We start from the raw sequence: 25,531 nt of genomic DNA on the forward strand, positions 1-25,531 counted from the left end.
ATGGAATGTGCGTTCGCCGTTTTTAAACTGAACGCAAACATCATGCTTTTTATCCGCCCAGTCCAGACCAACATGAGCAGCAAACTGATCTATCGCAGTCATAACCAACTCCTTTTCACCGGGGATTGGTATGCATTCCACGCTCTTCGAAAGAAATATAGTCAGCAGTTTGTCTGCATGCCCTGAGTATTCGTTAGCGAACGTGGAGCACTTACTGGCTCGAAAGCAAAGCGGCAATCATCAAACCACATGATTCTGGCACAATATTCGTAACCAGTAAGCGCATACCCTGAATCACTTAAAAGTGTAACTCTCAGGGTTCGAATGACTATATCTGGCACAAACCGTCGGTGTGAATGCCACGGGTATCAGCAACAACGGGCTGATGCAGGGCAACGGCGGTACCACGCTCACCGCCAGCACCTTAACCAACGGTGCGCAGGGGCAGGTATTGTCCGGCGGCACGCTGGGTGTGCAGGCAGGCGATACGCAAAATCAGGGCAGGCTACAGGGCAGCCAGCTTACTCTGACCGGCAACAGCCTGACCAACGGCGGCACGGCATTAGGCACGAATGGCCTGAACGCGCAGATGCAGGGTGACCTCAATAACGGCGGCAGCCTGCTCTCATCTGGCAACGTCACGGTGAACGCCGCCACGCTGGAAAACAGTGGCCAGTTGCTCAGCGATAAAACCGCCACGGTGACGGCTGACCACGTCAGCAACACAGGACAGATCCAGGGCGACACGCTGGCGCTTACGGCGAACAACGCGGACAACAGCGGCAACCTGATTGGCCTGAAGGGCCTGACGGCGCAGCTGCAGCAGGATTTAACCAACGCCACGTCTGGCAAGATGCTGACGCAGGGCGCACTCACCGTCACCGCCGCGCACGTCACCAACAACGGCAACTGGCAGGCCGACAGCGCCGATTTACACGCCGGTCAGTTAGATCTTAACGGCGCGATCCAGACCGCCTCACGCGCCAACCTCGACCTGACCGGTGCGCTCAACACCCAGGCGCAGGGCAAAATCATCTCAACCGGTCTGGCTATTTTGCAGGCGGCGAACCTGAATAATCAGGGGAACTGGTCGGCGGATAATCTGACTCTGACCGGTGGTGGGCTGACCAGCAGCGGCAGCATCAGCGGTGTCAGTCAGCTTGCGACCACGCTCAGCGGGCAACTTCAGATTCAGCAGGGCGGCACATTACTCAGTGGCGGCACCGCCACGCTGAACGCCGGGAATATTGCTAACAGCGGCACTCTTCAGGCCGGTAACCTGACGCTCACTACCAACAGCATTTCAAACGCCGGGCAGTTACAGGGCCAGCAAAGCCTGCAGGGCAAGGTACAAAACGGCATCACCAACCTGAGCGGCGGCACCGTGCGCAGTCAGGGGGCGTTAGATTTGGGCGCGCAGTCGCTGCTCAATCAGGGGCAGATGCAGGGCGACGGCGTCACTCATCTGACCCTCACCGGTAATCTCAATAATCAGGGCACCTTACTGACCGGCGGCAGGCTGACAGTGTCTGCACCGGTGCTGACCAACAGCGGCACGCTGCAGGCGCAGGGCCTGACCATGACCGGCGGCGCGCTCAACAACAGCGGTACGCTGACCGGACAGGGCGACAGCGCGCTGAACGTCACGCAGATGACCAATCAGGGCCAGCTTCAGGGCGACCGGCTGACGCTGACCGGTAACGAACTGCATAACACCGGCACCGTTTTGGGCAGTCAGTCGCTGGGGCTTAACGTTCAGAACGCCGACAACCAGGCGGGCGGCAAATTCTACAGCGCAGGCAACCTGACGCTGGTGACGCCGGTGCTGAATCAGGCGGGCAGCCTGCTGGCGCTGGGGGATATGACGCTGCAACTCGGTTCGGGCTTTACCCAGACCGGCACGCTGGCGGCAGGGCAGACCCTCAGCCTCAGCGCGCAGGGCGACCTGAACGTGCTCGGCACCTTGCAGGGCAACGGCATCCAGCTCAGTTCCACGGGCAACTTTACCAACAGCGGTCAGCTGCGCGGCGGCGGCGGTACGGTGGGCGTGGACGCCAGCAACATCCAGCTCAACGGCAGCGGCAGCGTGCAGTCCGGCGGGGATATCCGCCTGGCCAGCCGTGGCGTGCTTAACAACAGCGGCTTTGTCGGCGGGGCAGGCAACGTGGTGATGTCCGCTGGCGGCCAACTGACGAACAGCGCGCTGCTGTACGCCGGTAACAACATGCAGCTGCTGGCCGACAGTATTCACAATAACTACGGCGATATTCTGGCGGGCAACAGCCTGTGGCTGCAGCGGGACGCGGCGGGCAACGCCAACAGTGAAGTGGTCAACACGTCGGGGGATATTGAGACTACTAACGGCGATATCACCATCAATACCGGGCATTTGCTGAATCAGCGGGACGGTTTGAGTGTGTCCGGTTCCTCTCAAACGCCGGTGGATGCGCCGTCATGGTTGGGGCAAAGCTCCGTGACCATGAGATTAGGGGATCTCAACGAAAGCGACCTCGGTTATTACACGGTATCGGTCAGAACTGGCGGAAGTATGGGACAAGGTAACGGTTCCGTTGATGACCATTTTTACCTTGCGCCGAAAGCGACGGCTGCAGAAAAGAAATATCTGGTCAGTACCTCAACCGTTAATGCTACCGCCTCAGGAGGCGCGGGGCGTATTGCTTCAAACCGCGATTTAAATATTGCAGCCAGCAATGTAGATAATATCGCCAGCAATATTTTGGCAGGGGGAAACATCACCCTGTCCGGCAGTTCTTTGAATAATCAGTCTTATGAGAATGGCGTCCAAAATGAATATCTGACCTATAAATATACAGGCGTTACAGCCACTGAGAGCTTTGATAAATTCCACGGCTTAGCTTACTTTGACCCTGACTGTGGCAACTGCTATTACGTTGATGCCGATACCAATACTAAAGTTACCTATCAGTTAGCGAACGGCGCAACTTACGAAACCCTCAGCACCGGCGAAGGCCTCCGCTCAGTTATTCAGGCCGGTGGGGCGGTTAACGCCAGTTTCAGCAATAACATCAGCAATACCACGACCTCCGCTAATGCAGGCGGTTTATCCCATGCGATAAGCGCCCCGTCCCTGAACGGCACGTCAGGCCTGCAACCGGTCAGCGGTTCGCAAAGCAAACAACTGGCATCCGCTCAAAACCTGACCGTCGGCTCGGTACAGTGGAACAATTCCGTCACCGATGCGTTAAAGCAAATTGGCAATCAGGGCGCTGCACTGACGGATTACCCGTTGCCGACCGGCAATAACGGTTTGTTTGTGGCGAGTCAGGATCCTTCCAGCCCGTACCTGATCACCACCAACCCGCAACTTGGCGGGATAGGTAAAACCGATCCGTCACTGTTCAATGCGCTGAACGATTATCTTGCGCAACTGACCGCCGATCTCAACGCCTCACTCAGCGCCGGTCGCGACGTCAACCTGAACGCGCAGCAGACCAGCACCTACAGCGAAACCCACGGCAGCAAAAGCGTGAGTATCCGTGAAAATGTCGGGCAGGAAGGGACGGCGGTGGTCAGCGGCGGGAGTACACAAATTAGAGCGGGTCAGGATGTTAATGCTCACGCCGCAAGTGTCACTGCGAAGCAGAACATCTCAGTCAATGCCGCTCGTGATGTCAATCTTGATACTGCCACAGAGAGCAGTTACGCCTACGACGAGAAGACGAAAACCAAGAAACACCTGTTCTCCGGCACGACCACGCACACGGTCGCTGAGGACTATGCCACCACAGAGAAAGCCTCGCAGCTGAGTGGCGACAAGGTGTCAATTGTTGCCGGGCAAGACCTGACGGTCAAAGGTTCGTCCGTGGTCGGTGACGGGGATGTGACGCTGAAAGCGGGGAAAGACCTCAACATCGCGGCGGCGACAGAGGAACAGTCCAGCTACCGGCTGAGTGAGAAAAAAACCAGCGGCATGTTCAGCGGAGGCGGTCTGGGCGTGACGTTCGGCAGCAAATCCTCGCGTCAGCAAATCAATCAGGACGGCACCACCCAGAGCCAGAGCAGCAGTGCCGTCGGCAGCACCGGCGGCAACGTGAATCTGATTGCCGGTGAACAGGCGCATATCGGTGGCTCGGATGTGATCGCTAAAAATGACGTCAACATCGTCGGCGGCTCGGTCACGGTTGACCCCGGCAATGACATGCTGACCCGCAAACAAATCTACGAGCAGAAACAAAGCGGCCTGACGGTCTCGCTGTCGAGCCCGGTGACGGATGCGCTGTTGTCGCTCACCAGCATTGCCAAACAGGCCTCACAGACCGGCGACGGCCGAATGAAAGCACTGTATGGCGTGCAGGCGGTGGAGCAGGGCTGGATGTCCTCGATGGACGGGACCGCAACGCAGGCGTCTCAGTTGATGAATGGCAAAGTGGATGGCAACCTGGTCCAGTTGCAGGTCAATATCGGTGCGAGTAAAAGTAAATCCACTTCCGAACTGGAACAAAATCAGGTCACTGGCAGCACGATTACCGGTGGACGTAATGTTGCCATCGTTTCGACAGGTGCCAACGGGCAAAGCGGTGATATCACTATCACCGGCAGCGGTGTGACGGGAAATAAAGTCACGCTTGCTGCGCAGAACGATCTGCTATTGCAGGCCGCGACGAATAACAGCAAACAGACGAGTAAAGACAGTTCAAACGGCTGGAGTGTCGGCGCGCATATCTCACTGGGTAAGGAAACCGGCATTGGGGTACAGGGTAATGGGTATGCTGCGAAAGGTTCCTCGGACGGTGAAACGACGGAATACGTCAATACCCGCGTAAATGCCAAAGATAATCTGATGTTAAGCAGCGGGCGTGACACCGTACTCTCCGGAGCGCAGGCGCTGGGCGATAAAATCACGGCAAATATCGGGCGTGATTTGACGCTCACCAGTCAGCAGGATACCGACGACTACCAGAGTAAACAGCAGAGCATCAGCGGTGGATTCAGCTTCACCTTTGGGTCGATGACCGGCTCTGCTTCCCTGAGTATGAGCAAGTCTAAAACCCAAAGTGAATACGCCAGCGTGGGCGACCAGAGCGGGCTGTTTGCGGGCAATCAGGGTTATGACATCTACGTCGGTGACCATACACAACTGAACGGTGCCGTGATTGCCTCGACCGCTGATGCGGCCAATAACAGTCTGAATACCGGGACGCTGGGCTGGGACGATATCCAGAACAAGGCAAACTACAGTGCCAGCAGCGTTGGGGTCAGCGCCGGTTTCTCATCCAGTAAAGACCAGGGGGACGTGCGGCACAATGCAGGGGGTGTGCTGCCGGTGATGACCAATGCCAGCGGCAGCGCATCGGGCACCACCCGTTCAGCGGTTGCTGATGGCAGCATTACGGTGCGTGATACCGGCCAGCAAACGCAGGATGTGAATACGCTGAGCCGTGATACGGAGAACGCCAACGGGCATATCGATAAAATTTTCTACAAGCAGAAAATAGCAGAAAATCAGGCCGTGGCGCAGGCTATCAGCCAGGTGGGCGTCCAGACGATGCAGAATGTGGTCATGCAGGCGCAGGTGAATGCACGAAGTGACGCGCTCGCAAGATTGTCAGGCACGGCGGAGTACAATAAAGCTTCACCTGCAGACCAGCAGAAAATGCTGGAGAACTCGCCGGAATACATCGCAGCAGAACAAAAGTATGGTATCGGCAGCCCGTTCTGGACGGCGGGCACGGCGATATCAGGCGCGCTGGCAGGCTTAACCGGTGGCGACATGAGCCAGGCGCTGGCGGGCGGGCTGGCCCCTTATCTGTCTCTGGCGGTGAAGGCGGCGACCACAGACGCCAAAGGCAACGTTAACGAAGTTGAAAATATCACCGGGCATGCGCTTGCCGGCGCAGTGGTCGCCTATCTGCAGGGCGGTTCTGTGTCGGGCGGTGCAGCCGGGGCCGCGACCGGTGAACTGGCTGCGCAGTTGATTGCGAAAGAGCTGTATCCGGGCATAAACCCGGAAAATCTAACGAATGAGCAAAAGGCCAATGTGAGCGCGCTGAGCACGCTTGCCGCCGGGTTGGCAGGCGGCGTAGCCGGGGATTCGTCGTTTGCCGCAGGGACAGGTGCGGTTGCCGGGAAGACGGCAGTTGAGAATAATGCGGAGAGTGACCTTAGCAAATTCGAAAAGGATGCAGAAGAGTTAAGGAAAAAGGAGAATGAGATATTTGGTGGGCTTCCTGACACTGAAAATCCTGAGCTGACACATAACGTAGTAAGTCCAGGATTAGGAGTAGGTGTTGGGATTGGTGCAACAGGAACAGGCAAAAACGGGGGTGGAGTGAATGGCGGAGGAACTTCAACACCTAAAGTACCGACTAACTTGCAACCTTTCACAAACCCGGCACAAGGTCCTGTAATCCCCTCGGACTGGGTGAGCAAACCAGGTAGAGTAACCGGAAGCATAATTTATTATCCTCCTGGTACTGACCCGAGTAACCCTGGCAGCTCGTATATTAGAGTTATGCCGCCTGGCTCAACTCCGGTACCTGGGTTAGAAAATGGTTATTGGATATCGGTCAAAAATGGTCAGCCGACGAATCCTGCCACAGGCGGTACCGGCACTCGTGGGGAAACGCACATTCCATTACCAACAGAGACGATGCCACCAAAAAGATGAGGTAGCAATGATTAGTAAAGATGAACTTCATGAGTTTGAGCACTCTATATTTACCGGAATAACAGTTGGAATTGGGTCTATGATTTTATTATTTTCGTCTAGTACCCGAGTATTGATCCAATGCCCATTCCTATGCGGTCGAAATGAACGGTCACATTTAGGTCATGGAGAAAATATAGAAACAAGTAATTTACTTTTTCCTCTTCTTAATCATGAGGTTAAAAATTGCTCACTCCTGGGTAATAAAAGATTGAATTTATGCTTTGACGATGGAAGTTATATATGCATAACTCCAGAAAATAACGGGTTAGAATCTTATGTAATTACGACTAGCCAAGGTGATTATCCGATAATTACTTACTGATTAATAACCTAAGCCAAGTCGTCGGAAGAGCCTGTGCATGCCTTCACTGTTGAATGAAGGTTCTGAAAGTGAGGTGTGAAATGACTAGTGAACGAGAGGCTTTAGAAAAAATTCTGGGCGGAAAAATTGAGCAATCGGACTCTCGAAGTGTACCTGGTGTTACGGTTGTTGATGGGCAGCAAGTTGTTTATTTTTCGGATGATGGGAAAAACAAATTCCGAAAACAATTTAATAACGTAACGTGCTTTTCTGAACCTCCGAATGCCGTTCGAGGTGGGGTAAATGATCGAGGGTGCAAAGTCACCCCGCCCTCGGGTCCTCTTTTTCACGCGATTTCCTATCATGGTGATCTTAACGGTTGGAAAAAAGATATTGAGATAGGGGCAAATGGCCTTGCTCTATTACTCGCTCAAATCGAAGGTGAACAATTTGTTATTTCTGATGGGCGCTCGTTCCCTCTATCAGATTGTAAAATAGAGTTTTCTTGATGGTTAGGCGCCTCAATCGCTTTTTTGCCATGTCTCCTGACCAAGGTTTTTAGGGCTAATCAGCCTGATGTGAAGGGAAATGGTTTCGGAGGTGCCAAAAAATCAACCAATTGCCTATTTTCTGACTCGGAATCCGGATTTTAGGCGCACAGTTCCTGAGTTTGTCCCCGCAACCATTCTTTTGCATCACTGATGCAGCCTGTCTGACGGCAATTTTGTTACCCACGTATCCCCGCTAGGGCGCCGAAAAACGTAGTCGTTCACCACAAAGAATGGCAGATATGGATTAATGAATAGTATACAACTTAATGAATATTAAAGAAAAATACCCTTATTTATCATATTTATTAAGGTTCTACCTTAACTAAGATTTTGAGGTGCTGTTTGGTAATGCGAATGAAAGATTGGCAGCATATAAGGCTACTGAGACTGCGGAAGAGCGGCAGCAGATGAAAGCAGAGATAGATTATTTGCTGGCACTTTCTCTATCAGAAGATGAATTACAGGACATACTGCTTAACAAAATTGATTGTAACTATTATTACCCATAACGAATGGCGTTCTTCGGAAAAATGGCTGAAACACATATATAAACAAATGAACTGAAAAGATCCCGGCCAAGTTGCCGGGATCTTTTTATCAATTACTCAGCAGGCCTGATCACCAGTTGCCCCGTTCTACGCTAATGGTAACCGGCGTATCAGCGGAGCGCTTGCCGGGCTCACCGGTGGCGATATGGGACAGGCTCTGGCGGGCGGGCTGGCACCTTATCTGTCTCAGGAGGTAAAAAAAGTTACGGGGGACAGCGCTGTCGCTAACACCGTTGGGCATGCATTGGCCGGGGCTGTGACAGCCTATATTCAGGGTGGCTCAGTGACGGGCGGCGCAGCAGGCGGTGCTGCGGGAGAATTAGCTGCGAAAATCATCATCAGTGCATTTTACCCCAATACCAAACCAGAAGACCTGACGGAGGAGCAGAAGGCAAATGTCAGCGCATTAAGTACATTAGCTGCCGGTCTGGCGGGTGGTGTGGCCGGGAATTCATCATTGGCAAGCGTGCAAGGGGCGATTGCTGGGAAGACGGCAGTGGAGAATAATGCACTTAGTAGTCTTGGGGACGTTTTTGGTAGCCAAGGTAGTAAGTATTTTGAAGGTGCAGCCTCTTTAGAAAAAGAGCTTTTGCAAGATCCCAATCTGACGGATCAAGAAAAACAGAAAATCCGTGACCAATATATAAAAGGTGATCTACCTGAGGATGTTATCAAGGCTATCTTGGAAAATAATCCAGGATCAGACACTGTGATGGCATTATTGAATGCAAAAAATCCAGAAGATTATGCGTTAGCATTATTAAGTACATTACCAGCTGAGCGAGCATTAGCCTTAATTGGGAAATTTGCAAAAGCTTGTTAACAACCCCGATGCGGTACGTGTTTATGATGCAAGAAGCGGTCATATCAATGTAATACAAACCGTTGATGGAAAGCTTTTGCGCATTACTGTACCAAATAATGAAATGAAGATAATATCTGTCGGTCCTATCAGGCCAAACCAAGTGAAAAATCTTATCGAGAAAGGTTCTTTTGTTCCTTTACCTTGAGGCGCAATGAGTATGGCAAAAATACATATTGAAGAAATACAAAAATATCTTGCGGCACGAGGTGAAAAAGATGCATTACCTCATGTGAACAACGGAGAGGGTTATTTCCTTGAAATCCGATTTGATGATCAAACGCTGAAGGCTTCACACTGTGTAGATGAGGAGCTCAAAAACAAAGTTATTACGGCTGATTGTCCTTACGGAGCGGTGACAATTATTTTTGGTGAAGACGGGCAACTTGTATCTTTAGATTTAAGTTGATTACTCAATCCCGGCCATCGATCCGGGATTTTACTTTATATCCTCAGCGGTTCAGCTCTGGCAGGATAACCAGTCGTTCGCGCACAGCAACAACAATCACTGTGACCACGCTGAATCAGCCGCCGAGTCGCCGAACTTGATGTCCGCCTCTCACGAATCGCATCCCAGACTGCTCAAGGGAAAGTAGAGATCATTCACGATGCTCTCATTGACGGGTGGACTGCTGGGCCTAATCATCGGAGCCGCGCTGGGACTGACTGGCGCTGGTGTTCGGCCTCGGCATGGACATACGTCATGCAACGCCTGTGGCGCTGCTCGCCGTGGGCGTTGCAGCGACCCTGGGTGCTTTGCGGGGATTGCGCAAGGGAGTTGTTCGGTATAGAGCAGCAATGATGCTGGCTGCTGCTGGCGCCGTGACGGCTCCGCTACTCAATGGCTGGCGTTGGCAAGTGCATTCTCAGCGGTGGGATTACTGGTATACACTGGTCGCGAAGTCTCTGTGGTACAAGCCCGTCCAATCTGGTTTAGCTACGCTTTCCCGTTGGTGATGTTTCTCAGTGCCTTTTCGGCCTTTTTCGCACTACTAATCGTGTCGAACCGCGAGGACAGGTCGTTAGAGCGAAAACTGGCTTGGGGGCAACTCTGGGCGCTGCCCGCTCAATCGTGCAGAAGATTACTATCTGCGTGTTGCCGCCAACATCGCGTTTATGGGTAAAGCGCCGGTTGCGCAGGCAACGGTAGACGATGTGACGCTCACCGGAGTGAACCAAATGCTCCCCTTCATCCAGCAAACGCTAAAACGGGTGATAACCCAGTCCTAGAGCCGCCTGTGCAAACAGCTCACCGCCATACTGACGCTTCTGCACTTTGGTTGAATACTTACAATTGTGCCAGCAGGAACCAAAATGCAAGTTGGGAAAGTTGCACCTCAGCCGCAGTTTGGAGCATCAAGTTCTGGTGGGGTTCAGTATGAGCTTTTAGATCGTATACCAGCGGCATTATTAGGTAAGCCAATACCTTTAAAATGAGATTATTGAAATGACTGACCAAATTGTGAACGAGTTAAGTGTAAAAGATGGAAATAAAGTAGTGCTATATGATCGGCTCGATATGGAAAGCATCTATGGCAGAGAGCAATGCGCCAGAAATGTTTACTTGATTGATGCGAGTGCTCAAGTAATTTGGCAGGTTTATAGTGAGTATGATTCTGAGGGGAATCCTTTCACAAATATCAGTGTAGATGATCTAGGTAATATTACGGCCTATCGTTGGGATGGCGGACTATATTTTATAAACGGAAATACTGGTTTTGCAAAACCTCAAAAACTAATTAAGTAGTTATGTTTCAAATTATTTTCAGTCTCTGGGGGGTTGCTGTATCATTCGGACCAATGTAGGCACTATACTGGTAGTAATTTCAAGCAGTTACTGTGGAGATATCAGATAAAGCAAAGCCTGGGTCGCCGGGGGAATTGCTGGGAGCATCAACAGCCTGATGGAACGTTTTTTTAGAAGTCTGAAAACAGAATGGATGCCGGATAATGGATACGCTAATTTTAGCGAAGCCAGCACAGCGATAACGAATTACATAACGGGATATCACAGCCAACTCAAAACTCATCAATATAATGGTGGTTAGTCGCCCAACGAATCAGAACGATTGTTCTGGAAAACTCTAAAGCCGTGGCCAGTTTTTGTTGACCACTTCACTACCCTCCGACCGGAGCAGAATTAAAGAATTGGGGGCAGCAATGAGCATGGAAGACGTAGTGGCTGATAGGCTTGAAAGAATAGTTGCGGATGGGTTTGATATTTTTAAAATATCAAAAGAGGCACTTGATATTTATCAAGATCCAAGTTTTTCACTCACGAAAAAGTTAGATTTTGCGTTGCTGTCACTAATTGCAATGGTCGAAGGGCCAGAGTTTGAGATGACAGAAAAAGAGTTTCATGAATTTTTATCTGATATTCGACAGATGTAGTCTCTTCAAAATACCTACATTGGTCAGGCACTATCGACACCGGCCTTGCGCCGGTGTTTTTGCACCCATTCTGTAACCTTCTTGCACTCAAGCTATATCATTTTTGTAGTCCTTTTTTCTCCTCCCTTGTAAGCACACCAGCTTTAGTTCCACACACTTTTTGAGATTTCCGGTTTCTGATCCCTTCACAATATCTGTGCCAGGATAAATCAAAGATCCGGGCCTGTTTGCAGGCTTCGGATAAATTCTGCCATAGTCTGATTATTTAACGAGGAATGTGGCCCATCATGGTTATGTTCCTTCCGCCAGCGATCGAGCTTTTCTTGCACATTTTCGATCGACAGGAATGAGTGGATATTCAGGCATTCCTCAGACTGCCATTGAACGATTCGATCAATGGGTTATCTGCAGGCATGCCGGTGAGAAGTCCATAGTAACTTTATTTTCGCATGCCCATCACTTTTGAAATGATTTGCCAATAAATACGTTCATAAATGGTGATATTTACTTTTTTCATCAATAAATTATTTTACTCACTCTGCTGTTGCGTCATATGAAACGGTATGATGTGGACGACTGGAAAGAAAATCTTCACCAAAACAAAGAGTAAGTTGTTGATCTCATTGAAAGGGGATATGTACTCAAAAGTGAAGGGAAACAGCCAGTAAAAGTAACTTAACCGGCTGTTTTTAAAGGCTAAACATTAATGATCCTGAACCTGCTTATGAAACAGCTCCCTGAATACCGGATAAATATCTTCCTGTTCACGGATATGCTGCATGGCGAAATTATCGAATTTCTCCTGTAGCACTTCGTATTCACGCCACAGCGTCTGGTGGGCGCGGCGGGTGATTTCGATATAGCTGTAATAACGCACCATCGGCAGGATCTTCTGTGCCAGAAGCTGATGGCAGAGCGGGGAGTCGTCAGCCCAGTTATCGCCATCGGAGGCCTGCGCAGCATAAATATTCCACTGCGCCGGGTCGTAGCGTTCCTGAATGACTTCATCCATCAGTTTCAGTGCACTCGAAACGATGGTCCCGCCAGTTTCCTGCGAGTAGAAAAACTCCTGTTCATCCACTTCTTTAGCCTGTGTATGGTGACGGATATAGACCACGTCGACGTTCTTATACGTCCGGCTCAGGAACAGATAGAGCAGGATATAGAAACGTTTGGCCATGTCTTTGGTTGCCTGATCCATCGAACCCGAGACATCCATCAGACAGAACATCACCGCCTGGCTCGAAGGCTCGGGGCGACGTTCATAGTTACGGTAGCGCAAATCAAAGGTATCGATGAACGGCGTTTTGGCGATTTTTGCCCGCAGCTCAGCAATCTCTTTACGCAGCCGTTCTTCTTCCAGTAATTGTGCCGGTTCGCTGTGCTCGACCTCGGTCAGCGTCGATTCCAGCTCACGCAGCTCGCGTTTTTTACCCGCTGTCATCGCCGTGCGGCGGGCCAGCGAGTTTTGCAAAGAGCGCACCACACTGATATTGGCCGGTACGCCATTAGACGTGTAACCGGAGCGGTGGGTTTTAAATTCATTCAGCTGTTTATGCTGGTTTTTTCTCAGGTTTGGCAGCGCCAGATCTTCAAACAGCAGATCGAGATATTCGTCCTTTGAAATCTGGAATGAAAACTCATCTTCGCCTTCACCATCCTTGCTGGCATCGCCCTGACCACTGCCGCCACCACCGCCCCCCTGCGGTCGTTCGATGCGGTCATTCTGCACAAAGTGGTCGTTGCCGGGATGAACACGGTGGCGCAAGCCACCGCGACCCTGATGAAACATGGGCTCGTTGATATCGGAATTGGGGATCGAAACGGATTCCCCGCTATCCACGTCGGTAACCGAACGCTTGTTGATGGCCTCGGCAATCGACTGTTTGATTTGCGACTTATAGCGGCGCAAAAAGCGCTGGCGGTTCACCGCGCTTTTATTCTTGCCATTCAGCCGACGGTCAATAAAATACGTCATATTTCCCCCAAACGACGTTGCCAACGATCTTCTGTTACGAGGATTTTCTTACGCGCAGGTACCATTCACACAGCAGGCGTACCTGTTTGCGTGTGTATCCTTTCTCCATCATTCTGTCGACAAAATCATCATGTTTTTTCTGTTCATCTGTCGACGTCTTGGCGTTAAACGAGATAACTGGCAGTAATTCCTCGGTATTTGAGAACATTTTTTTCTCAATGACCGTGCGCAGTTTTTCGTAACTGGTCCAGTTTGGATTGCGGCCGCTGTTATTGGCGCGGGCACGCAGCACGAAGTTGACGATTTCGTTACGGAAATCTTTTGGATTGCTGATCCCGGCCGGTTTTTCGATTTTTTCCAGCTCGGCATTCAGCGATTCACGGTCAAACAGTTGGCCGGTATCCGGATCGCGGTATTCCTGATCCTGGATCCAGAAGTCAGCGTAGGTAACATAACGGTCGAAAATGTTTTGTCCGTATTCTGAATAGGATTCCAGATAAGCAGTCTGGATCTCTTTACCGATAAACTCAGCGTATTTCGGGATCAGATAGCCTTTCAGGTGCTCCAGATATTTTTCAGCGATGTCCTGCGGGAACTGTTCGCGCTCGATTTGCTGTTCCAGCACGTAGAACAAATGCACCGGGTTGGCAGCCACTTCTACATGGTCAAAGTTGAAAACACGGGAGAGAATTTTAAACGCAAAGCGCGTCGACAGCCCGTTCATGCCTTCATCTACGCCCGCATAATCGCGGTATTCCTGATAGGACTTGGCTTTCGGGTCGGTATCTTTCAGGCTTTCACCGTCATACACCCGCATTTTGGAATAACTGCTGGAGTTTTCAGGCGTTTTCAGGCGCGAGAGAATCGAGAAGCGCGCGAGCGTTTCCAGAGTTCCCGGTGCACAAGGAGCATGCGAGAGTTCACTGTTGCTGAGCAGCTTGTCGTAGATTTTCATCTCTTCAGACACGCGCAGGCAATAAGGCACTTTCACGATGTACACACGGTCAAGGAAAGCTTCATTATTCTTGTTGTTACGGAACGTCACCCATTCAGATTCGTTGGAGTGCGCCAGAATAATGCCGTTGAACGGCAGGGCGGAGATCCCTTCGGTACCGTTATAGTTACCTTCCTGTGTCGCCGTCAGTAACGGGTGCAGCACCTTAATCGGTGCCTTAAACATCTCAACGAATTCCATCACACCCTGGTTAGCGCGGCATAATGCACCGGAATAACCGTAAGCATCAGGATCATTTTGCGCGTGGTTTTCCAGTTTACGGATATCCACTTTCCCGACCAGTGCGGAGATGTCCTGGTTGTTTTCGTCGCCCGGTTCCGTTTTGGCGATGGCGATTTGTTCGAGAATCGACGGCCAGACTTTCACGACTTTAAACTTCGTGATGTCCCCCCCGAATTCATGCAGACGTTTTGCCGCCCATGGCGACATGATGGTGCCGAGGTAGCGCGGAGGAATGTTGTATTCTTTTTCCAGAATATGCGCATCTTCCTGCGGATTGAACAGGCACAGCGGATGGTCGTTTACCGGGCTGCGTTCGCCGTTGGCGCTCAGCACGTAAATCGGTACACGTTGCATCAGGGATTTCAGCCGTTCGGCCAGTGACGATTTACCGCCACCCACCGGGCCCAGTAAATAAAGGATTTGTTTCTTTTCTTCCAGACCCTGCGCGGCGTGTTTCAGGTAGGAGACAATCTGTTCGATAGCCTCTTCCATGCCGTAAAATTCTTCAAATGCAGGGTAACGTGCAACAACACGGTTCGAGAATAAACGCGACAGGCGTGGTTCAAGCGCGGTATCTACCATCGCTGGTTCACCGATTGCCATCAACAGACGTTCCGCCGCATTGACATAAGCACTGCGATCTTGCCGTGCAATGGTAAGAAATTCCTGCAGTGTGAACTCTTCGTCCTTGGCAGCCTCATAGCGCTGGCGATAATGGTCAAATATGTTCATACGATGCCCGTCCTTCGTTATTTTACCCTTCGTCTTTGGAACCGCACCTTCGTTGGCTTCGCTTGTTCACCCGGGTCACTTAACTGTGTAAGCTCATCGGGAATCATTCACTTGCCGCCTTGCTGCAATTCCAATGATTCGGGTAACGCACAGGTTAATGAGAGCTTTTTTCAGCGCTCCCGGAAGAAAGATCTCCCACCTGAAATACAGCAACCCTTATGCCAACTTGCAAAACCCCTTGGAAAGCGACAATCTCGATGGTTTGAGAACTGTCTTTATTCGGTGGGACGGGCAACCGTTCAGGCTAAGTCTTTCATCTATTTATAAGCGTAGTTTGGCATTAAGAAAATTTCCTCTCTGGTTTTGGCGTTTTTTAAGTCATATCAATGACTCAGTTGTGCGGAATGCTCTGAAAAGCCTTACAGGACGTGCCCTGCAGAGCGGAAGTTGTTTCTTTAGTCATTTTTATTTCATATTTTGCAGTTAAATTGTGCGATCGCCCCGGTTTTTCTGGATATGTCTTTTTATAGACCCAGAATTGCTAAGCGTGACGTTTAAGGTTCATTTACACTAGCGACGTTTTTTTACTTAATGGAATTAAGACAATGAAAATGATCAATCTAAAAACACTGTCCATCGTTAGCGCGGCAGTGCTTTGCAGTCATGCTGCCGTGGCGGGAACCTGGCAGGCGGGTGCATCTGCGCTGGTCGCTCCGGATCCGTACCGTGGTAATAATGACCACGTATACCCGGTACCGATCATCAATTACGACAATGATGATTTCTATTTCCACACCCTGATGGCGGGCTATTACCTGTGGAATGATGACGCCAACAAACTGAGCGTCACCGCCAGCTATTTCCCGTTGAGCTTTGATCCAAGCGACAGCGACGATAAGCGCATGAAGCGCCTCGATAAACGTCACTCAACGCTGATGGCCGGTCTGGCTTATTCGCATAACGCCGAGTGGGGTACCCTCCGCGCCAGCTTCAATGCGGATACGCTGGATACCAGCAATGGCATGACTGCTGACCTGGGCTACCTGTATGCCATTAAAGGCTCTAACTGGGCTGTGGTGCCGGGCTTTGGTGTGACCTGGTTTAGCTCGAATCTCACCCAGTATTATTATGGCGTGACCAAAGACGAATCCCGTCGCAGTGGCTTCCACAGCTATTCCCCGAACGACAGCTTCAGCCCGTATGTTGAAGTCTCCGCAAAATATAACTTCACGCCTGCATGGCAAGGGTTCGTGACCGGCCGCTACCTGCGTCTGTCCAGTGAAGTGACCGACAGCCCGATCATCGAAAATAACTGGACTGGCGTGTTGTGGACGGGTGTGACTTACACCTTCTGAGGCAATGCACCATTATGGTGAACATATTGCACATTAGTGGGGCGTATCGCCCCATTTGCACATTTATAGATCAGTAAATTTTCAAAGAATCGAATTAACTTTTCAGCTATGACCCAACCGGAGGAAACAGATGAAAGCGAAGACCGTGCAATTGCCTGATGGCACGACAGTACCCGCAATCGGACAAGGTACCTGGTATATGGGGGAACGGAACAGTGATCTCCGTGCCGAAGTGAAGGCCTTGCAGCAAGGGCTGGATGCCGGTATGACGCTGATCGACACCGCTGAAATGTATGCGGATGGCGGTGCAGAAAGGGTGGTCGGTGAAGCGATATCCGGGCGGCGTGATGACGTGTTTCTGGTGTCAAAAGTGTATCCGCATCATGCCGGTGGCGCGAAAGCGATCGCCGCCTGTGAGCAAAGTCTGAAGCGTTTAAAAACAGATTGTATAGACCTGTATTTGTTGCACTGGCGTGGTTCGATTCCGCTACATGACACTGTCGCGGCGATGGAAAAATTGCAGCAATCCGGCAAAATCCGGCGCTGGGGTGTCTCTAATCTTGATACTGACGATATGCAGGCGCTGTGGAAAATCCCCGGAGGCAATGCATGCATGACCAATCAGGTGCTGTATCACGCGGCAGTCCGTGGCATTGAGTTTGACCTGCTGCCGTGGTGTGAGGAGCACAGCGTTCCCGTTATGGCCTATTGCCCGCTGGCGCAGGCCGGCAAGTTACGTCACGACGTCCTGACTGCACCGGTGATGCAGGAAATCGCCAACGCTCGGGGTGTCAGCAGCGCGCAGATTGCTCTGGCCTGGGTAACGCGCACCGGTAACGTGATCGCTATTCCTAAAGCGGTACAACCGCAGCACGTGAAAGATAATGCGGCGGCGCTGACGCTCAGCCTGACGGCAGATGAAATAGCACGTATTGACACAGTATTCCCGGCACCGAATCATAAAACGCCGCTGGATATGGTTTGAAGTCAATCATTCACATCGGTCATCAGACGATAAAAAGGGGCCATCTGGCCCCTTTGTCATCTTTGCTGCAAACCTAAACCGGTTATTTACGGATAGAGAAGGTCACTGCCAGACGCGCTGGCGCGGCATGCGTAGAGGTGTGTGTATGGGAAACTTGCGCCGTTTCAACGCACACCATGGTTTTATATCCGTCATCCGGCATATCAGCCATGCTCACCGACAGTGCAGAACCCGGATTCCAAGCCACCACATCGGCGTTATTTTCATGTGCGACAACCAGCGTACGTTTCAGAACCGGATCAACGATTTCGCTGGTGGCTTGCGGCTGGGTGTAGATGCGGTCAGTCTGGCCCGTGAAGGTCAGATCACCTTCTTCCTGTTTGGCTTTCGCGCCATCGACTTTATCAATAAAGTTGTTGCCCAGGCCTTTAATAGTGACATCGGCGATGTCGCCAATGTTGAAATAGGTGTGCAGGGCGCTGTTGGCTTCGAAATCACCGGTTGACTCCAGCTCGATGTGGCAGGTTGCGCCGAGCGTGAAGCGTGCCGTCAGCGTGAATGCATGCGGCCATAATTCCAGTGTTTCAGGGGAGCTTTTCAGCGTTAAGGTCAGAACCACATCTTCGTCAGTTTCTTTGTGGTCAGTCAGTTCCCACGCAACGTTACGTGCAAAACCGTGTGAGGGTTTGCCCGCCGGACCAAACCACGGCCAGCAGATAGGGATACCGCCACGAATCGCAACACCTTCTTTGAACGCGCTGGCGCTGCTCATCCATAGCACCGGCTCTTCGCCTTCAGGCTGCCATGCCAACAGATGTGCACCTTGCAGGGCAATGGCAGCACGGACTTTCGGATGAGTCACCACGAGTACCGGCAGTTCGTCGACAAGACGCTGGCTAACGGAGGTAGAGATTTGGTTTACGATCGGAAGAGAAAAGAGTTGTTCTGTCATTATCTAAAATCCTGTCAGGGTTAAACAATTACGATTTTGAACCAAGACTACACATGAACCAAACCCGTCTGTTTGATCGCACTCATGTGCTGATAAAAAAGTGCATCCGACAGAAAGCAAAAGGGCGACTTGCGTCGCCCTTCAATCAGTTCATTCACATAACCAATTATTTGGAAACGTGAGCGATCAGATCCAATACTTTGTTTGAATAGCCAGTTTCGTTGTCGTACCAGGAAACCAGTTTCACAAAGTTGTCGTTCAGCGCGATACCTGCTTTCGCATCGAATACGGAAGTCAGTTTTTCGCCGTTGAAGTCGGTAGATACTACGTCGTCTTCGGTGTAGCCCAGAACGCCTTTCAGATCGCCTGCTTCAGAAGCTGCTTTGATTACTGCGCAGATTTCTTTGTAAGACGCTGGTTTTTCCAGACGTGCAGTCAGGTCAACAACAGAAACGTTAGGAGTAGGAACGCGGAACGCCATACCCGTCAGTTTACCGTTCAGAGCTGGGATAACTTTACCTACTGCTTTAGCAGCACCGGTAGAAGAAGGGATGATGTTCTGGGATGCGCCGCGGCCGCCGCGCCAGTCTTTGTGAGACGGGCCATCAACGGTTTTCTGAGTTGCGGTAGTTGCATGAACAGTGGTCATCAGTGCTTCAACGATACCGAAGTTGTCGTTGATAACTTTAGCCAGTGGTGCCAGGCAGTTAGTGGTGCAAGATGCGTTAGAAACGATTTCCTGACCTGCGTATTCTTTATGGTTAACACCCATAACGAACATTGGGGTGTTGTCTTTAGAAGGACCAGTCAGAACAACTTTCTTAGCGCCTGCAGTGATGTGCTTACGAGCAGTCGCATCATCCAGGAACAGACCAGTAGCTTCAGCTACAACGTCAACGTTAACTTCATTCCATTTCAGGTTAGCTGGGTCACGCTCAGCGGTAACACGGATGGTTTTGCCGTTAACAACCAGGTGACCGTCTTTAACTTCAACAGTACCGTTGAAACGACCATGAGTTGAGTCGTACTTCAGCATGTATGCCATGTAGTCCGCGTCTAACAGATCGTTGATTGCTACGATCTCGATGTCAGAACGTTCTTGAGCAGCACGGAAAACAATGCGACCGATACGGCCAAAACCGTTGATACCTACTTTGATAGTCATATATTCCACCAGCTATTTTTTTAGTGAATAAAAGGTTGGTTGTAAAATTACAAAAACCTTGCTGAGCGTCAAGCGGAATCGTGTCAATTATTGCTGTAAGTCAAAGCGACGACCTACTCTTGCTCGCTTATTGCACGTTCCGTTTTTAAATCGGCTCACAACCACATGGGGGCGAAAAACAGAATATAAAGAGCCGGAAGATCAGGAGTGTGATCGCCATCACAAGTTGCAAGCTGGCTAACGCTGATGCCATACAGTTTAGGACAAAACGGGCAGACTCGTTGTTAATTTTTTGTTATTATAAACTGTTATTTAAGTTGATTTTTATATTCGTCAGAGAACGAGAATCATGAGCATTGAAGCCAAATCTTCCCCTACACTTGAGCAACTCACTGAAATTCAACGTTATGTCACGCAGGAACACGGAACAGAACCTCCGTTCTCCGGAAAGTTGCTGCACAACCGCCGCGAAGGGATTTATCATTGCGTGGTCTGTGAGTCAGCGTTGTTCTACTCCGATACCAAATACGATTCCGGCTGTGGCTGGCCAAGTTTCTATCAGCCAGTTAACCCTGATGCGATCAAATATCTCACTGATAATTCGCATAAAATGGCGCGTGTCGAAATCCGCTGCTCCCGCTGTGAAGCTCATCTGGGGCATGTTTTCCCGGATGGCCCGAAACCGACAGGTGAACGTTACTGCATAAACTCTGCCTCAATGAGCTTTACGGATGGCAAAAGTGGCAATAAAACCCGCGGTTAGTTCGCAAGAAAAAGGTGATGTAATTTTACCGACAAAATCGATTCAGCTATTATTCAAAACCGTTTGAATAATACAGATGAACACAAGGTGCTCAGATGGAAATTAATCAACTTATTGATGTAATGACGCCGGAAATTTACGCACGTCTCGCGCAGGCAGTTGAACTCGGAAAGTGGCCGGACGGTGTCGCGCTGACGCCGGAACAGAAAGAGCACAGCCTGCAGGCCGTGATGCTGTATCAGTCGCGTCACAATGTTGATGCCCAGCACATGAGCATCGGCACGGACGGGCAGATTGTCACCAAAAGCAAGCAGGAACTGAAACAGCAATTTGCGCAGGATACGCTGATTAAACTGAAGCCGGAGTAAGTGGGCGGGTTGCGAAAGTGCTGTTTGCTGATAAAGGCGCTGAAGCGCCTTTATCCAGTCAGACGGGAAGACAAATTCAGCCTGTTACTGCCTCAGAGGTACTGATTTTTGCCCCTGCTTTACGCATCGCTTCAACCGCTTCTGCACTGTCTTCGGGTTGCAGATTGACGCCACGGCAACCGTCGGTCAGCAGTGTCACCTGATAGCCTTGCTCCAGCGCATCCAGCACCGTGAATTTCACACAGTAATCCGTCGCCAGCCCCATTACATACAAATGTGTAATCTGCGCCGCTTTCAGCCAGTCATTGAGCATCGTAGCAGCACGATGTCCGTTATCGAAAAACGCACTGTAACTGTCGATGTCAGGATTGGTGCCTTTCTGCACCACAAAATCCACCTGCGGCAGGTTCAGCCCCGGGTGAAATTCAGCGCCCGGTTCGCGCTGAACGCAGTGAACCGGCCACCAGACCTGCGGCAGACCGTTCAGTTCGCCCGACGTCCAGGGCTCCGCGTGGGAATTCACCGCAAAGCTGCGATGTCCGGCCGGATGCCAGTCCTGCGATGCCACCACGGCGATGTCATGGCTTTTACACCATGTCATCATCTTATTGGCAACCGCAATCGTGGCGTCGCCGTCAGTCACGGCCAGCGCGCCGCTGCGACAAAAATCATTTTGCAGATCGACCAGCAACAAAGCAGATTTCATATCGCCCTCTTATTTATTCGGTGAGTTCGCCGCGCAGGTTTTGCTGCATCAGTTCGCGGATGTCCTCGGGAGTGTGTGACTGGCTGAGCAGATAATGCAACTTGGTCAGTGCCGCTTCCACGGTCATATCAAAGCCGCTGATCACACCGGAATGGGCGAGGGCGTTGCCGGTAGCATAGCCGCCCATGTTGACGCGCCCTGAAATACATTGCGTCAGATTAACCACCACAATGCCGCGCTCAGATGCGTCTTTCAGCACTTTCAGCAGGTCACCTTTTTGCGGGGCATTACCGACGCCGTAGGAGCGCAGGATCAGCGCTTTTACCGGTTGCATCAGGAAGTTTTGTACCACTTCGGCGGAAATGCCCGGGTAGATCGTTACCACGCCGATCGGTTGTGGCGTGATGTGATGCACTTTCAGCTTCGCCGCAGGCACTTCAGGCAGTGACGGCGTGGAAAGTCGGCGGATGTGGATCCCGGCTTCCAGCAGCGGCGAAAGGTTCGGTGAGGCAAAGGCATCGAAACCATCTGCGTGCGCTTTGGTGCTGCGGTTGCCGCGATACAGACGGTTGTTGAAGAACAGGGTGACTTCGTTGACCGGATGATTCGCGGCGATATACAGCGAGTTCAGTAGATTGATCTGACCATCAGAACGCAACGCTTCAAGCGGAATCTGTGACCCTGTCACAATCACCGGTTTGCTCAGATTTTCCAGCATGAACGACAGCGCAGAAGCGGTGAATGCCATGGTGTCGGTGCCGTGCAGGATAACAAAACCGTCGTAGTCGTCGTAATGCGCCTGAATATCATCGGCGATGTGCTGCCAGTCTTCCGGTGTCATGTCGGAGGAATCCATCAGAGGCGCGTATTCCTGAATGGTAAATTCAGGCATCTCAGGACGATGGAATTCAGGCATCAGCGCCAGCTGACGTTGTAAATGGCCGGACACCGGAATGTAACCCTGTTCAGAACGCTGCATACCGATTGTGCCGCCGGTATAGGCAACGTAAATAGATTTTTTAGTCATCGAAGATGTTCTTTTTTAGAAAGGTGAAAGCAACTGCGCTAAGTATAAAGGCTTCGTGGCTGACGTCCCACCCTAAAAAAGCCCGGAGTTCTCAGCAAGAAGCTCCGGGCTGTGCATTAAGGCGATTCTTTATCCCACATTATCCCAAAACGGAACGTTACTTCACATCACCACAGGTCAGGCAGAGTGCGTAACGGTTCTGCGGATCGTTCATGTTGCTGAACAGGTCAGCCTGTGATTTCAGCGCCATGGCCATTTTGCTCACCGGCGCAGGCAGATACGCCTGGATTGCCGCTGGCAACATAGCGTGGACCGATGCGCTGACCTGCGAGAATACCAGGTCGCTCAGGCTTGGCTCGCTGACATACCAGTTCAGTTGCCATTTTGGCAGTTTGGCCAGTTCAGCGGCTTTCTTCACGGCGTCATCGAAATCACCCAGCTCATCAACCAGGCCATTGGCTTTGGCATCTGAACCGATCCACACGTGGCCCTGGGCGATCTGGTCGATCTGCTCAGGCGTTTTGTGGCGTGAATCGGCAACCAGACCGAGGAAGGTTTTATAACCGTTCTCGATATTGAGTTGCATCATCTGCGAGAACTCCGGCGGCAGCGCTTTGGTGGAAGCGATATCCGCCAGCGGTGACGTTGCCACGCCGTCAGTATGAACACCCGCGTAATCGAGTGTGTTCTGGTACGTGTTGATTACACCAAAGATACCGATGGAGCCGGTGAGGGTGCTCGGGCTTGCGATGATGTAGTTGGCTGGTGTGGAAATCCAGTAACCGCCGGATGCCGCCATACCGCCCATTGAAACCACAACCGGTTTACCTGCGGCTTTCGCAGCCGCGAGTTCGGAACGGATGACTTCAGAAGCGCTGACGCTGCCGCCCGGGCTGTTAACGCGCAAGACAATCGCTTTCACTTTCGGATCCAGACGGGCATCACGAATTTGCTGTGCCGTGGTGTCGCCACCGACTGCGCCCGGTTGTTCTTCACCGTCGTTAATTGCACCGGTGGCAAAGATAACCGCGATTTGCGGATCGTTGTTGTCCGGTTTTGGCTTCGGTGAATAATCGTAAATGCTGGTGTAATTAAAGTCTTTGGTGTCTTTGTTCCAGCCAAAGGCTTTCACCATCTCGTTGTCGGCTTCGGTGCGTGACGCCAGTGCATCAACCAGCTTGGCTTTCAGCGCATATTGCGCCATATCACCGCCGGTTGCCTGCATACCCGCCAGCACGCCCGCCGCACCCGGGAACAGTTGTTCGGGCGTGATCTGACGGTTGGCTGACACGGTATTAAGATAGTTGGTCCACAATCCGCCAATCCAGCGGCTGTCTGCCTCACGGGCGTCAGGAGACATATCATCACGGATCAATGGCTCAACGGCGGATTTATAGGTTCCGACGCGGAAGATATTGGTGGTGACTTTCAGCTTATCCAGCAGGGATTTGTAATACAGATTGTTAGTGGCAAAACCGTGAAGATCGACCGCGCCCTGTGGCGACAGATAGATTTTGTTGGCATAACTGGCCAGATAATATTGTGACTGGTTATAGCTGTCGCCGATGGCGTAAACCGGTTTGCCTGCATCGCGGAATTCACGCAGCGCTTTACCGATGTACTGCAGTGAAGACTGGTCGGTGCCGGTGAAATCGGTCAGCTGTAACACAATCCCGGTAACGTTTTTGTCGTCTTTAGCGGAGCGGATGGTCTCGACGAGATCAAACAGCGAGTTCTCCTGCAAGCGGCTGCTCGACGTGCCCAGCAATTCGCGGCCCCACTGACGGACTTTATTATTGACGGAAGGCTTGTCGACCACTGAGCCGCTGAGATCAACCAGCAGTGCACCTTGGGTCGTTTCGACAGGCTTGTCCTGCACGGCATACCAGATGCCAACACCAGCCAGAATAATGAGAATAAGGAATACGTTGAGAATAAATTCTCTGACGAAATTAAGAAGACGCCAGGTCCACTTAAAAAAACCGGCGATAATTCGCCACAATGTGCGCATGGTCTCTCCAACAAGACAGATAAGTCCCGCTATCCTAATGACCCGCCAGAAAAATGTCAGCTTTAAATCATGTCAGAGTTTGGCAGTGATGCATTATCTGAAAGCCAGTTGACCGTTGGAAAAAGGCGTTACGATTATGTTAACGTAATTCAAATAGCAATTATTCTCAGGAGAACATCATGGACGCTTTGGACTTATTACTTAACCGCCGTTCTGCTTCCCGCCTGGCTGCACCGGCACCGGCCGGTGAAGCGCTGCAAAACATCATCCATGCGGGTATGCGCGCCCCGGATCACGGTGCCCTGCAACCCTGGCGTTTTGTCATTGCTGAAAACGACGGCCTGACCCGTTTCAGTGAGGTGCTGCGCGCGGCTGCCATAAAAGACGGCGCGGATGAAAAAGCCATTGAGAAAGCCACGCAGGCGCCATTGCGCGCACCGCAAATTATTACCGTGATTGCCGTGTGCAAAGAAAGTCCTAAAGTACCGCAATGGGAACAGTTGCTTTCCGCCGGTTGTGCGGTTCATGCCATGCAGATGGCTGCACTGGCGCAGGGTTTTAACGGCATCTGGCGTACCGGCGCGTGGACTGATCATCCGGACGTACGCAAGGCATTCAAATGTGGTGAAAACGATAAAATCGTCGGTTTCCTGTATCTCGGTACACCGCAACTGAAAGCCAGTTTGCAGGTGATCCCGGCCGACAGCACGCCATTCGTCACGCATTTGTAAAATCAGACCGCTCGCTTATTAACCGGTTTTGATCGGCCTTTTCCGATTAAACCGGTTTTTTGCTGCCTAAATGAGCGACCGCCGTCGCGGATCCTTGTAACCATCTTACTAATTACGCCGTCAGCGGCTAACATAGCCACTCTGCATGATGAGGACGTAGTGAAATGAAGGGTGGGA

The 25,531-nt window shown here is 51.2% G+C and carries 19 protein-coding genes and 4 pseudogenes; 15 read left to right on the forward strand and 8 right to left on the reverse strand.

What is annotated here, in order from left to right:
- Window positions 1–352: 352 nt before the first annotated feature.
- From EX31_RS26145 to EX31_RS06250, 10 genes and pseudogenes are all read left to right on the forward strand, one after another.
- A complete protein-coding gene (locus EX31_RS26145) occupies window positions 353–6,649 on the forward strand; it encodes a hemagglutinin repeat-containing protein (protein WP_231576035.1) in 6,297 nt (2,098 codons plus the stop codon).
- Window positions 6,650–7,093: 444 nt separating this feature from the next.
- Window positions 7,094–7,501, forward strand: a complete 408-nt coding sequence (locus EX31_RS06225) for a hypothetical protein (protein WP_013575352.1) — start codon at window positions 7,094–7,096, stop codon at window positions 7,499–7,501.
- Window positions 7,502–7,878: 377 nt separating this feature from the next.
- A complete protein-coding gene (locus tag EX31_RS26520) occupies window positions 7,879–8,052 on the forward strand; it encodes a hypothetical protein (protein WP_158307032.1) in 174 nt (57 codons plus the stop codon).
- A gap of 184 nt (window positions 8,053–8,236) precedes the next feature.
- The gene (locus EX31_RS06230; RefSeq protein ID WP_051930999.1) at window positions 8,237–8,914 is read left to right on the forward strand and encodes a VENN motif pre-toxin domain-containing protein; all 678 of its coding nucleotides are present in this window, start codon (window positions 8,237–8,239) and stop codon (window positions 8,912–8,914) included.
- 199 nt (window positions 8,915–9,113) lie between these two features.
- Window positions 9,114–9,362, forward strand: a complete 249-nt coding sequence (locus tag EX31_RS06235) for a hypothetical protein (RefSeq protein WP_013575353.1) — start codon at window positions 9,114–9,116, stop codon at window positions 9,360–9,362.
- A gap of 421 nt (window positions 9,363–9,783) precedes the next feature.
- A pseudogene (gene nrfD / locus EX31_RS25215) lies at window positions 9,784–10,020 on the forward strand (NrfD/PsrC family molybdoenzyme membrane anchor subunit); the annotation flags it as partial.
- Window positions 10,016–10,162, forward strand: a pseudogene (locus EX31_RS26540) (hypothetical protein); the annotation flags it as partial. The pseudogenes nrfD and EX31_RS26540, both read left to right, overlap by 5 nt.
- A 238-nt stretch (window positions 10,163–10,400) precedes the next feature.
- The gene (locus EX31_RS06245) at window positions 10,401–10,700 is read left to right on the forward strand and encodes a hypothetical protein (RefSeq protein ID WP_013575354.1); all 300 of its coding nucleotides are present in this window, start codon (window positions 10,401–10,403) and stop codon (window positions 10,698–10,700) included.
- Between the two features lie 33 nt (window positions 10,701–10,733).
- Window positions 10,734–11,063: pseudogene (locus EX31_RS26290) on the forward strand (IS3 family transposase); the annotation flags it as partial.
- Window positions 11,064–11,119: 56 nt separating this feature from the next.
- Window positions 11,120–11,344 carry a hypothetical protein gene (locus EX31_RS06250; RefSeq protein ID WP_173362071.1) on the forward strand — a complete coding sequence of 75 codons (225 nt, stop codon included), beginning with the start codon at window positions 11,120–11,122 and terminating at the stop codon, window positions 11,342–11,344.
- Window positions 11,345–11,553: 209 nt separating this feature from the next.
- Here EX31_RS06250 and EX31_RS25220 read toward each other — a convergent pair.
- From EX31_RS25220 to yeaG, 3 genes and pseudogenes are all read right to left on the reverse strand, one after another.
- Window positions 11,554–11,800: pseudogene (locus tag EX31_RS25220) on the reverse strand (transposase); the annotation flags it as partial.
- Between the two features lie 247 nt (window positions 11,801–12,047).
- Window positions 12,048–13,322, reverse strand: a complete 1,275-nt coding sequence (locus EX31_RS06255) for a YeaH/YhbH family protein (RefSeq protein WP_013575357.1) — start codon at window positions 13,320–13,322, stop codon at window positions 12,048–12,050.
- Between the two features lie 34 nt (window positions 13,323–13,356).
- Window positions 13,357–15,291 (reverse strand): protein kinase YeaG, encoded by a 1,935-nt coding sequence (yeaG, locus tag EX31_RS06260; RefSeq protein ID WP_013575358.1) that lies wholly within the window; start codon window positions 15,289–15,291, stop codon window positions 13,357–13,359.
- A gap of 605 nt (window positions 15,292–15,896) precedes the next feature.
- Between yeaG and EX31_RS06265 the strand changes: the two genes are divergently transcribed.
- Both EX31_RS06265 and EX31_RS06270 read left to right on the forward strand, forming a co-directional pair.
- Window positions 15,897–16,646: a MipA/OmpV family protein gene (locus tag EX31_RS06265; protein WP_037033915.1), complete on the forward strand. Its 750-nt coding sequence runs from the start codon at window positions 15,897–15,899 to the stop codon at window positions 16,644–16,646.
- 130 nt (window positions 16,647–16,776) lie between these two features.
- The gene (locus tag EX31_RS06270) at window positions 16,777–17,631 is read left to right on the forward strand and encodes an aldo/keto reductase (RefSeq protein ID WP_037033916.1); all 855 of its coding nucleotides are present in this window, start codon (window positions 16,777–16,779) and stop codon (window positions 17,629–17,631) included.
- Window positions 17,632–17,713: 82 nt separating this feature from the next.
- On the opposite strand, the gene EX31_RS06275 is transcribed toward EX31_RS06270, so the two are convergent.
- Together EX31_RS06275 and gapA are read right to left on the reverse strand one after the other, a co-directional pair.
- Window positions 17,714–18,583 (reverse strand): D-hexose-6-phosphate mutarotase, encoded by an 870-nt coding sequence (locus tag EX31_RS06275; protein ID WP_037033917.1) that lies wholly within the window; start codon window positions 18,581–18,583, stop codon window positions 17,714–17,716.
- A 166-nt stretch (window positions 18,584–18,749) separates the two neighbouring features.
- Window positions 18,750–19,748 (reverse strand): glyceraldehyde-3-phosphate dehydrogenase, encoded by a 999-nt coding sequence (gapA, locus tag EX31_RS06280; protein WP_013575362.1) that lies wholly within the window; start codon window positions 19,746–19,748, stop codon window positions 18,750–18,752.
- A gap of 349 nt (window positions 19,749–20,097) precedes the next feature.
- Between gapA and msrB the strand changes: the two genes are divergently transcribed.
- Both msrB and EX31_RS06290 read left to right on the forward strand, forming a co-directional pair.
- Complete coding sequence (gene msrB, locus EX31_RS06285; RefSeq protein ID WP_037033918.1) at window positions 20,098–20,511, forward strand: peptide-methionine (R)-S-oxide reductase MsrB; 414 nt, start codon at window positions 20,098–20,100, stop codon at window positions 20,509–20,511.
- Between the two features lie 95 nt (window positions 20,512–20,606).
- On the forward strand, window positions 20,607–20,879 hold the full coding sequence (locus EX31_RS06290; RefSeq protein WP_013575364.1) for a YeaC family protein: 273 nt from the start codon (window positions 20,607–20,609) through the stop codon (window positions 20,877–20,879).
- Window positions 20,880–20,955: 76 nt separating this feature from the next.
- On the opposite strand, the gene pncA is transcribed toward EX31_RS06290, so the two are convergent.
- The 3 genes from pncA to sppA all read right to left on the reverse strand — a co-directional run bounded on the left by pncA (window position 20,956) and on the right by sppA (window position 24,623).
- Window positions 20,956–21,585, reverse strand: a complete 630-nt coding sequence (gene pncA, locus EX31_RS06295) for a bifunctional nicotinamidase/pyrazinamidase (RefSeq protein WP_037033919.1) — start codon at window positions 21,583–21,585, stop codon at window positions 20,956–20,958.
- A gap of 13 nt (window positions 21,586–21,598) precedes the next feature.
- Window positions 21,599–22,612, reverse strand: a complete 1,014-nt coding sequence (gene ansA / locus EX31_RS06300; protein WP_037033920.1) for an asparaginase — start codon at window positions 22,610–22,612, stop codon at window positions 21,599–21,601.
- 157 nt (window positions 22,613–22,769) lie between these two features.
- On the reverse strand, window positions 22,770–24,623 hold the full coding sequence (sppA, locus tag EX31_RS06305; RefSeq protein WP_013575367.1) for a signal peptide peptidase SppA: 1,854 nt from the start codon (window positions 24,621–24,623) through the stop codon (window positions 22,770–22,772).
- A 179-nt stretch (window positions 24,624–24,802) separates the two neighbouring features.
- Here sppA and EX31_RS06310 point away from each other — a divergent pair, with 179 nt between their 5' ends.
- The gene (locus EX31_RS06310) at window positions 24,803–25,354 is read left to right on the forward strand and encodes an NAD(P)H nitroreductase (RefSeq protein ID WP_013575368.1); all 552 of its coding nucleotides are present in this window, start codon (window positions 24,803–24,805) and stop codon (window positions 25,352–25,354) included.
- The last annotated feature ends 177 nt before the right edge of the window (window positions 25,355–25,531 follow it).

The organism is Rahnella sp. WP5 (assembly GCF_000745615.1).
GTDB classification, from domain to species: domain Bacteria; phylum Pseudomonadota; class Gammaproteobacteria; order Enterobacterales; family Enterobacteriaceae; genus Rahnella; species Rahnella aceris.

Bases quoted from the DNA above. Each gene is read 5' to 3' on its own strand.
- EX31_RS06290 (WP_013575364.1), top strand. From the start codon at position 20,607: ATGGAAATTAATCAACTTATTGATGTAATGACGCCGGAAATTTACGCA.
- EX31_RS06275 (WP_037033917.1), bottom strand. From the start codon at position 18,583: ATGACAGAACAACTCTTTTCTCTTCCGATCGTAAACCAAATCTCTACC.
- yeaG (WP_013575358.1), bottom strand. From the start codon at position 15,291: ATGAACATATTTGACCATTATCGCCAGCGCTATGAGGCTGCCAAGGAC.
- EX31_RS06245 (WP_013575354.1), top strand. From the start codon at position 10,401: ATGACTGACCAAATTGTGAACGAGTTAAGTGTAAAAGATGGAAATAAA.
- EX31_RS06225 (WP_013575352.1), top strand. From the start codon at position 7,094: ATGACTAGTGAACGAGAGGCTTTAGAAAAAATTCTGGGCGGAAAAATT.
- gapA (WP_013575362.1), bottom strand. From the start codon at position 19,748: ATGACTATCAAAGTAGGTATCAACGGTTTTGGCCGTATCGGTCGCATT.
- EX31_RS06265 (WP_037033915.1), top strand. From the start codon at position 15,897: ATGAAAATGATCAATCTAAAAACACTGTCCATCGTTAGCGCGGCAGTG.
- EX31_RS06250 (WP_173362071.1), top strand. From the start codon at position 11,120: ATGGAAGACGTAGTGGCTGATAGGCTTGAAAGAATAGTTGCGGATGGG.
- ansA (WP_037033920.1), bottom strand. From the start codon at position 22,612: ATGACTAAAAAATCTATTTACGTTGCCTATACCGGCGGCACAATCGGT.
- EX31_RS06230 (WP_051930999.1), top strand. From the start codon at position 8,237: ATGGGACAGGCTCTGGCGGGCGGGCTGGCACCTTATCTGTCTCAGGAG.
- EX31_RS06255 (WP_013575357.1), bottom strand. From the start codon at position 13,322: ATGACGTATTTTATTGACCGTCGGCTGAATGGCAAGAATAAAAGCGCG.
- msrB (WP_037033918.1), top strand. From the start codon at position 20,098: ATGAGCATTGAAGCCAAATCTTCCCCTACACTTGAGCAACTCACTGAA.
- EX31_RS06270 (WP_037033916.1), top strand. From the start codon at position 16,777: ATGAAAGCGAAGACCGTGCAATTGCCTGATGGCACGACAGTACCCGCA.
- pncA (WP_037033919.1), bottom strand. From the start codon at position 21,585: ATGAAATCTGCTTTGTTGCTGGTCGATCTGCAAAATGATTTTTGTCGC.
- EX31_RS06310 (WP_013575368.1), top strand. From the start codon at position 24,803: ATGGACGCTTTGGACTTATTACTTAACCGCCGTTCTGCTTCCCGCCTG.
- EX31_RS06235 (WP_013575353.1), top strand. From the start codon at position 9,114: ATGGCAAAAATACATATTGAAGAAATACAAAAATATCTTGCGGCACGA.
- sppA (WP_013575367.1), bottom strand. From the start codon at position 24,623: ATGCGCACATTGTGGCGAATTATCGCCGGTTTTTTTAAGTGGACCTGG.